Origin of the sequence: Psychrobacter sp. AOP5-GZ1-6, assembly GCF_052376345.1 — a bacterium.
In the GTDB taxonomy this organism is placed as follows: Bacteria; Pseudomonadota; Gammaproteobacteria; order Pseudomonadales; family Moraxellaceae; genus Psychrobacter.
Map to the genome: position 1 here is coordinate 1 of NZ_JBQSVP010000369.1, position 346 is coordinate 346.

Genomic DNA, 346 nt, shown 5'->3' on the forward strand with positions numbered 1-346 from the left:
AGTCGTCTACTTCACGCTCGGCGTCTTCTTTAGCATGGCCATAACGTTCTTGTACTCGGCCAACTAGCTTGTCTCGGCTGCCTTCAATATGGGTCAAATCATCATCAGTTAGTTTGGCCCATTTTTGTTTTGCTGAGCCTTTCAGTTGGTTCCATTCACCTTTCAGAGTTTGTTCGTTCATTGTTATATTCCTTTTTTGTGAGTTAGTTCATTTTATTAGTGGGTTGATTATCGTCGTTGTTTAAATAGTGCTACTAATCATTTTCTATTTTTAGTCCTTATTTTTATTTATTGTAGTTATCATCGGATGTTAAACAAAGGCAACTAGTGGATATCTGTTTTATTG

General features: G+C 36.7%; 1 protein-coding gene. It reads right to left on the reverse strand.

Annotation, left to right across the window (positions count from 1 at the left end; genetic code table 11):
- Positions 1-181: CsbD family protein (locus ACT3RN_RS16245; RefSeq protein ID WP_444518891.1), on the reverse strand; the 181-nt coding region annotated here is incomplete at its 3' end.
- Positions 182-346 lie beyond the last annotated feature (165 nt).